The sequence below is a fragment of the Nocardiopsis sp. TNDT3 genome, assembly GCF_003427465.1.
GTDB lineage: Bacteria > Actinomycetota > Actinomycetes > Streptosporangiales > Streptosporangiaceae > Nocardiopsis > Nocardiopsis dassonvillei.
The window spans coordinates 1-4,333 of sequence record NZ_QPFC01000863.1 but is presented as its reverse complement, the minus strand read 5'-3'; the positions used below and the strand labels follow the sequence as shown (position 1 = coordinate 4,333).

2 protein-coding genes and 1 pseudogene are annotated in these 4,333 nt (G+C 72.2%); 2 read left to right on the top strand and 1 reads right to left on the bottom strand.

Going from position 1 to position 4,333, the window contains the following annotated elements; genetic code table 11:
• Positions 1 to 39 precede the first annotated feature (39 nt).
• Entirely contained in the window at positions 40 to 3,240 is a 3,201-nt protein-coding gene (gene ileS / locus DQW06_RS20725) for an isoleucine--tRNA ligase (protein ID WP_117199130.1), read from the bottom strand.
• A 353-nt stretch (positions 3,241 to 3,593) separates the two neighbouring features.
• Here ileS and DQW06_RS20720 point away from each other — a divergent pair, with 353 nt between their 5' ends.
• Together DQW06_RS20720 and DQW06_RS20715 are read left to right on the top strand one after the other, a co-directional pair.
• Positions 3,594 to 3,854, top strand: coding sequence for a hypothetical protein (locus tag DQW06_RS20720; RefSeq protein WP_013151959.1), 261 nt, complete (start codon positions 3,594 to 3,596; stop codon positions 3,852 to 3,854).
• Between the two features lie 220 nt (positions 3,855 to 4,074).
• Positions 4,075 to 4,333 (top strand): annotated as a pseudogene (locus tag DQW06_RS20715) (GNAT family N-acetyltransferase); the annotation flags it as partial.

Sequence of the window (4,333 nt, the reverse complement as noted above, 5' to 3'; positions counted from 1 at the left end):
CCCGGTGTCCCCGTGGTCGGGCTCGGCTGCGGCCTCCGGTCAGGCCTTGCGGAACCCGAAGGTCACACCGAACTCCTCCGAGGAGGCGGTGTGCAGCTCCCGGCCCGGCTCACCGGCGACGAACGAGTCGGCGAGCACCTCGGCGGCGATCGCCTGGCCGTGCTCGGCGAGCGCCAGCTCGGTCGCCTCGTCCGTGACCGTCCACCACACCTCGATGCGGTCCGACACCTCCAGCCCGCTCCGCTTGCGGGCTTCCTGGAGCATCCGGACCATCTCGCGGGCGAGACCCGCGCGGCGCAGCTCCGGCGTGAGCTCCAGGTCCAGGGCGACGGTCTCACCCGACTCCGAGGCCACCGCCCAGCCCTCGCGGGGCTGCTCGGTCACCAGCAGCTCGTCGGCGCTCACCTCCACCGGCTCGTCCTCGACGTGCACCCGCGCCCAGCCGGTGGCGCGCACCTGCCGCACCAGTTCGGCCGGGTCTGCGGCCTGGACGGCCTTGGCCACCAGCGGGGTGCGCTTGGCGAACCGCTTGCCCAGCGCACGGAAGTTCGGCTTCACGGTGAAGTCCACCAGGTCGCCGCCCACCGAGGACAGCGAGTCCAGCGAGGCCACGTTCAGCTCGTCCGCGATCTGGCCGCGCAGCTGCTCGGGCAGGTCCGCGAAGCCCGGGGCGCCCACCAGGGCGCGGGCCAGCGGCTGGCGGGTGCGCACGGCCGAGTCCACCCGGGCGGAGCGGCCCAGCTCCACCAGACGGCGGGTCAGCGCCATGTTCCGGGACAGCTCGGGGTCGATCAGGTCCTCGCGCACCTCGGGCCAGGAGGCCAGGTGCACCGAGTCCGGGGCGCCCGGGCGGCGCAGCGCCGACCACACGTGGTCGGTCAGGAACGGCACGATCGGCGCCATCAGCAGGGTGACGGTCTCCAGGGCCTCGAAGAGCGTCGCGAACGCCGCGGCGCCCTCGGGGGTGGCGGCCCCGCCCCAGAACCGGCGGCGGGAACGGCGCACGTACCAGTTGGACACGTCGTCCACGAACGCGGTCAGGCGGCGCCCGGCGGCCGTGGTGTCGAAGGTGTCCATCGCCTCGGTGACGTCGCGGACGACCTCGTTGAGCTCCGAGAGCAGCCACCGGTCCAGCAGCGGCCGGTCCTGCGGCGCGGGCGCCGAGTCCAGCAGCGAGTGGTCCCAGCCCTCACCGGCGTTCGCGTACAGGGTGAAGAACGACACGGTGCTGTGGTAGGTCAGCAGCACCTTGCGGACGATCTCCTCCAGGGCGGCGTGGCCCACCCGGCGGGCGGTCCACGGCGAGCCGCTGGCCAGCATGAACCAGCGCAGGGCGTCCGCGCCGTGCCGGTCCATCACCGCGATGGGCTCCATGACGTTGCCCAGGTGCTTGCTCATCTTGCGTCCGTCCTCGGCGAGGATGTGGCCGAGCACGACCACGTTCTCGAACGAGTTGCGGCCGAACACCAGGGTGCTCACCGCCAGCAGCGAGTAGAACCAGCCGCGGGTCTGGTCGATGGCCTCGGAGATGTACTGCGCCGGGAAGTTCTCCCGGAAGGTCTCCTCGTTCTGGTGCGGGGCGCCCCACTGGGCGAAGGGCATGGACCCGGAGTCGAACCAGGCGTCGATGACCTCGGGGACGCGGCGGGCCACCCGCTCCTCCTCGGGCAGGGAGGGGTCGGCGTCCGGGTCGGGGATGACGATGTCGTCGACGTAGGGGCGGTGCGGATCCAGGGAGGACAGGTCCCGCCCGCTGAGGCGGCCCAGCTCCTCCAGGGAGCCCACGCAGATCTGGCGCCCGTCGGGGAACTCCCAGATCGGCAGCGGGGTGCCCCAGTAGCGGTTGCGCGAGAGTGCCCAGTCGACGTTGCCGCGCAGCCACTCGCCGAAACGGCCCTCCTTGACGTTCTCGGGCACCCAGTGGGTGGCCTGGTTCTGCGTGATGAGCTCGTCCTTGACCGCGGTGGTGCGGATGTACCAGGACGGCACTGCGTAGTACAGCAGCGCCGTGTGGCAGCGCCAGCAGTGCGGGTAGGAGTGCTCGTAGCTGACGTGGCGGAAGAGCAGGCCGCGGTCGCGCAGGTCGCGCACCAGCGTCTTGTCGGCCTCCTTGAAGAACACCCCGCCCACCAGCGGCAGGTCGGCCTCGAAGGTGCCGTCGGGGCGGACCGGGTTGACCACGGGCAGCCCGTAGGCGCGGCACACGACCATGTCGTCGGCGCCGAAGGCGGGCGACTGGTGCACCAGGCCGGTGCCGTCCTCGACCGTGACGTAGTCGGCGAGCACGACGTAGTGGGCGGGCTCGTCGAAGGGCACCAGGTCGAAGGGGCGCTCGTAGGTCCAGCGCTCCATCTCGTCGCCCTCGAAGCTCTCGCCGGTGAGCTCCCAGCCCTCGCCGAGGACCTTCTCGAACAGCGGACGCGCCACGACCAGGCGCTCCTGGCCGTCGGTGGCCACCACGTACTCCACGTCCGGGTGCACGGCCACGGCGGTGTTGGAGACCAGCGTCCAGGGGGTGGTCGTCCACACCAGCAGCGAGGTGGGGTGCTCGGCGGCGGCCAGCGGGCCCGAGGTCACCGGGAAGCGCACGTACACCGACGGGTCGGTGACGGTCTCGTACCCCTGGGCGAGCTCGTGGTCGGACAGCGTGGTGCCGCAGCGCGGGCAGTAGGGGCTGATCCGGTAGTCGCGGACCAGCAGCCCCTTGTCCCAGATCTGCTTGAGCGCCCACCAGACCGACTCCACGTACTGGGGGTCCATGGTGCGGTAGGCGTCGTCCATGTTCACCCAGTAGCCCATGCGCTCGGTCATGGAGGTGAAGGCGTCCACGTTGCGCAGGACGGACTCGCGGCAGCGGTCGTTGAACTCGGCGATGCCGAAGGACTCGATGTCCTTCTTGCCGGACAGGCCCAGCTCCTTCTCCACGGCGACCTCGACGGGCAGGCCGTGGCAGTCCCAGCCCGCCTTGCGGTCCACGTGGTAGCCGCGCATGGTGCGAAAGCGCGGGAAGACGTCCTTGAAGGCGCGGGCCTCGACGTGGTGCACGCCGGGCTGGCCGTTCGCGGTGGGCGGGCCCTCGTAGAAGACCCAGTTGGGGCCGCCGCGGGTCTGGTCGAGCGAGCGCTGGAAGACGTTCTCCTTCGACCAGCGGCCGAGGATCTCGCGCTCCATGGCGGGCAGGTCGATCTGCGCGGGCAGCTGGGGCAGCGCGCGGGATTCGGGCCGGGGGTCGTTGGCCACCGTCGTACCTTTCCATCAGGTGTGTTCCTGACGGAGGGACGAGGCGTGCGGCCCCGCGGTACCACCCTCCTTGGACCGCGGCCGTGCCGCTGGGCGGCGGGCGGCGGATCCCTCTTCGTTGCGCTGTGCCGGTTCTACTGGGACGCGGCGCGTCCGTTCCTCCGGCGGCTCCGGGGTGATCTTCGCGCTGGTCGTGCCCCCGGGCTCGCACCGCCCCCGGGTCGCTTGGACGGTCCAGCCGTTCTAGGCTGTTGCGCGTCCGGTCGGGGCCAGCGCTACTCGTCCCCATCGACACCTGAGGTCAGGATAACGCAGCGGGGAGGGCCCCGCCGCTCGTTCGGGGGAGGGCCGCCGTGGCTGAGGACGTCCGGGGCGCCGTGCTGGTGACGATGGCGGACCGCGAGGACGCCGAGGAGTTGGCCGACCAGCTCCTGGAGCAGGGGTACGAACCGTGCCTGGTGCACCGCGACATGCTCGCGGGCGAGGACGACGCCGAGGACGTGGACTGGGTGATCGAGGTGCACACCGGGCCGCACGGCGGTCCGGCGGTGTTCGACGAACCCCACCTGGCGGCCCTGGCCGAGGACTACGGCGGTTTCGCGTTCGCGGAGTGAGGTGCGCGACTCCCGCCCGTGAGGTGGGCGGGTCCGACGGAGCGCGTGGGCTGGTCGGGCTGAGCGGAGCCCGTGGTTCTCGCGGGACGGGCGGACCGGGCGGGACGGGCGGAGCGCGCTGGTCCGGCGGGTTCAGCGGATCGCGTGCGCTGAACGGGTCCCGTGTGCTGGCCGGAAAACCGGTTGGGCGCGGGCCGGTGGAAGCGCGAGGATACGTCCCATGCTGATACGTACCGCCGTGCCCGAGGACGGTCCTGCCGTCGCCGACGTGGAGGTCCGCTCCTGGCGGGCCGCCTACCCGGGAATCGTCCCGCAGGACTACCTCGACGCCATGGACGCCGCGGAGCGGGGCGCCCGGTGGTCGGACTGGATCGCCGGAGCCGCCCGGCCGGGAGCGGAGCTGCTGCTCGCCGAGGACGGCGCGGGGGTGGTGGCCTTCGCCTGTTTCGCCCCCGTCGAGGAGGGCGGGGAGGGGGCGG